This window comes from Rhodococcus sp. P4_C10, from assembly GCF_056402135.1.
This window is the reverse complement of record NZ_JBFUHZ010000084.1, coordinates 1-3856: the sequence shown is the minus strand read 5'-3', so window position 1 is coordinate 3856 and position 3856 is coordinate 1. Positions and strand designations below refer to the sequence as shown.

The following is a 3856-nucleotide window of genomic DNA, read 5'->3' as shown; positions in this document are numbered from 1 at the left end:
ACCGTCCTCGAACCGGTCACCGCGACCGTCGGCGTCCCGGTCAACCTCGCCGCCACCGTCATGCCGATCCCGGACGCCGGTCAGGTCGAGTTCACCGTCGACGGCGTCCCCGTCGGCACCGCCGACGTCGGCACCGGTGACGGCGTCGCGACCCTGCCGCACACCTTCACCACCGTCGGCACCGCCAACGTGGTCGCGAAGTTCGTCGGCACCACCGGATTCACCCCGTCCACCTCCGCCGGGTTCTCCGTCACCGTCAAGGCCGCCGAGCCCAACCGCGAGGCCACCACCACCGCACTCGCCGTCACCGGCCCCTCCACCGTCGGCCAGGCGATGACCTTCAAGGCCACCGTCGCCCCCGCCGGCGCCAACGGCACCGTCCAGTTCAAGGCCGGCACCACCGAGATCGGCGCCCCGGTSGCCGTCGTCGACGGCGTCGCGACCCTCTCGCACACCTTCGACACCGCCGGMACCTACGGCATCACCGCCGTCTTCACCGGCGGCGCGGGCTTCCAGGACTCCGTCTCCGGACCGACCGTCATCGGCGTCACCGACGCCACCGACCCGGGCACCCCGGGCGGCAGCGCCGACCTCGGWTCGCTCGCCRGCCTGTTCAACAGCTGACCCCGCTCTGCCCACCTCGGTCCGGGGCGTGAGCAGCTCACGCCCCGGACCGGGTGACCCCTGGCTTTTCCCTCATCAGTAGGAGAATTCATGCAGAACAAGAGAATTCGGCGGTTGGCGACTCCAATCACCGCCGGGGCAGTAGTCGGCATCACGATGCTCGGCGGCCTCCCCGCCCAGGCCGCCCCGATCACCACCACCTTCAAGGCGGCCTGCCTGGTGACCCCGTCGGCGGTCGCCGGACCGACCACCGAGGCGCAGGATTCCTCGGTCTCGATCGACGCCCCGGCGACGGTCAACGCCGGCGAGGAGTACGACGTCGTCATCGCGCCGCCGCCGATCAGCTACCCCAACTCGGTCTCCGGTGCCAGCGTGCAGAACGTCTCGCGGATCAAGATCGACGTCGCCGTCCCACAGAACGCGGAGTTCCTCGGCGCCACCGTCGTGCCCGGCACCGGATCCGGMCTCAGCGGCGTCACGCCGAACGTGCTGCGGGTCAACGAGAACGGCAACGTCGACCCGAACGGCGGCATCATCCGACTCTCCGGMAACAACGCCACCATCGGCAACAGCCCCAACGCCAGCAAGAGCTCCGAGGGCGGAATCGTCGCGAACGCSGTCTCCGGCGAAAAGACCACCTTCCAGCTSCCGCAGGTCAAGGCCCGGCTCAAGGCCGGCCCGTCCGGCAACGTCGAGATCAAGCTGCGCACCGCCGGCGACGCSGGAGCCTGGGGCAACGACAAGAACTTCCTCACCTTCCTGCCGAAGGCCACCCTGATCATCACCGCATGGGCTCCCACCCAGTGCTCCCCGCGTAACGTCGGCGGCGCCACCGATCCCCTCAACTCGGGCGCCGGCCCCCTGGCCACGACCAGCATCACCGCGGCCGACCAGCAGACCACCACCACCGTCGTCGCCCCCGGSTCGGTCAAGAACGGCGCCGAGGTCACGYTGACCGCGAACGTCAACCCGGCCGCGAACGGCGGCACCGTCCAGTTCTMCGASGGCGCAACACCTCTCGGCGGMCCGGTCACCGTCGCGAACGGCACCGCCTCGATGACGCACACCTTCACCACCGACGGCGACCACGCCATCACCGCGGCGTWCTCCGGCACCACCGGGTTCATCGCCTCCACCTCGSCGGTCAAGACCATCAACGTCAGCACCGACGACACCGTCACCACCGTCGCGATGACCAGCCCCGACACCGCGTTCGTCGACSAGGACGTGAACCTGCACGCCCAGGTCAGCCCCGCGGTGCAGGGCGGCACCGTCGAGTTCACCGTCGACGGCGGCGACAAGGTCACCGGCACGGTCGGCACCGACGGCGTCGCGGTCGCGCCGTACAAGTTCACCACCACCGGCACCCACCGCGTCCTCGCCCGCTACTCCGGCACCACCGGTGTCGCGGGGTCGGTCGCACCGCTGTTCCCGGTCAGCGTCACCCACGCGCCGCCGGCCGCSGTGCAGACCAGCACCACCCTCGCCCCGGTCGGCACCGTGCAGAAGGGTCAGCCGGTCACRCTGACGGCGACGGTCGACCCGGCAGGCGCCAACGGCARGGTGCAGTTCAAGCTCGGYGACACCGCRCTCGGTGCGCCGGTGAACGTSGTCAACGGCGTCGCGACGCTGCCCACCACSTTCGCGGCGTCCGGAACCTACAGTGTCACCGCGGAATTCATCGCSTCGGCAGGGTTCGTCGACTCGGCGTCCGCGCCGCAGACGCTGACCGTTCCGGGTGCCACCGATCCGGGTACCCCGGGTGGCGCGGGCAGCCTGGAGAGCCTCTTCCAGTCCTGATCGCTGAGCGTGGCTAGGTAGTGCCGCACGCGAGATGGAGTGCGCCGTCGGCAGACGGCCGTCGGCGCACTCCGTGGGTTCGATATGCGGTACCGCGACATCATGGGACAGATGTCCAGATCGATCGGGTCGAGTGTCCAGAGTCAACGCATCGTCCCCGGTCATTCAGGTAGTACACGGCAATACCAACGCCGCGTGGCGGCGAGGATCCGGAGATACCAGTGCGTCCATCGATACGTCGCGTTGCGACACCACTGACCGCGGCAGCGGCTGCCGCCGGTCTGATCATGCTGGGCGTGAGTCCGGCCTCGGCAGATCCGGGGTCGACCAGCAATCAGGGCTCGACCAGCAACCTCATCTTCAAGAAGAGCGTGGTCGGCGGGACCGCAGGGGCCACCCTGCATCCCGGCGACACGGTGACCTACAAGAACGAGGTCATCCACAATGGCGGTGCCGAGCGCTACATCACCAGGATCCGGGACATCCCGCCGGCCGGCTTCGTGTACCAGAGCGGCTCGGCGACCGGTACCGGTAGCGGTTCCTCCATCTCGCAGCAAGCCGACGGCAGCGTGTTGGCCACGTGCTCTGGTGGTTGCAGCTTCCTGGGCAGCGGATTCGTGGTCAAGAGTGGCCAGTCCCTGAACTACACGGTGACCTACAAAGTGCCGGCCGCCGCTCCTCTGGGTGTGTTCAACAGCGGCATGTTCTTCGACGTTTACACCTTCGGCAGTACACAGGGATTCAACCCGGCCAACGTGAACGTCGAGGTGGTCGCGCCGAACGTGGCCACCACGACAACGCTGTCGGCTCCCGCTCAGGCTGTCACCGGTACTGCGGTTGATCTGACCGCGACGGTGGGTCCGGCTGGCGCGGTGGGCACGGTGCAGTTCAAGGACGGTGGCGTGAACATTGGTGCGCCGGTTGCGGTTTCGGGTGGCACCGCGACTCTGTCGCACACATTCGATACGGTCGGGTCGCGGTCGATCACTGCTGAGTTCGTTGCGGGTGCCGGCTTTGTGGGTTCGACGTCGGCGGCGCATGCGGTCGAGGTGTCGGCCCCGTTGGTGACCACGACGACGGACCTGGCGGTTCCTGCCACTGCTGTGGCCGGTATTGCGGTTGATCTGACCGCGACTGTCGGTCCGGCGGATGCGGTGGGCACGGTGCAGTTCAAGGACGGTGGCGTGAACATCGGTGCGCCGGCTGCGGTTTCGGGTGGCACCGCGACTCTGTCGCACACATTCGACACGGTCGGGTCGCGGTCGATCACTGCCGAGTTCGTTGCGGGTGCCGGCTTTGTGGGTTCGACGTCGGCGGCGCATGCGGTCGAGGTGTCGGCCCCGTTGGTGACCACGACGACGGACCTGGCGGTTCCTGCCACTGCTGTGACCGGTACTGCGGTTGATCTGACCGCGACTGTCGGTCCGGCGGA

At 68.7% G+C, this 3856-nt stretch carries 3 protein-coding genes; all 3 read left to right on the top strand.

The features are described from left to right. Nucleotides 1-624, top strand: a 624-nt coding sequence (locus tag AC1DWC_RS26555) for an Ig-like domain-containing protein (RefSeq protein ID WP_477912862.1), incomplete at its 5' end; no start/stop codon positions are given. Between the two features lie 90 nt (nt 625-714). Next, nucleotides 715-2424 carry an Ig-like domain-containing protein gene (locus tag AC1DWC_RS26550; RefSeq protein ID WP_477912860.1) on the top strand — a complete coding sequence of 570 codons (1710 nt, stop codon included), beginning with the start codon at nt 715-717 and terminating at the stop codon, nt 2422-2424. A gap of 296 nt (nt 2425-2720) precedes the next feature. After that, on the top strand, nt 2721-3856 hold a 1136-nt coding region (locus AC1DWC_RS26545), incomplete at its 3' end, for an Ig-like domain-containing protein (protein WP_477912858.1).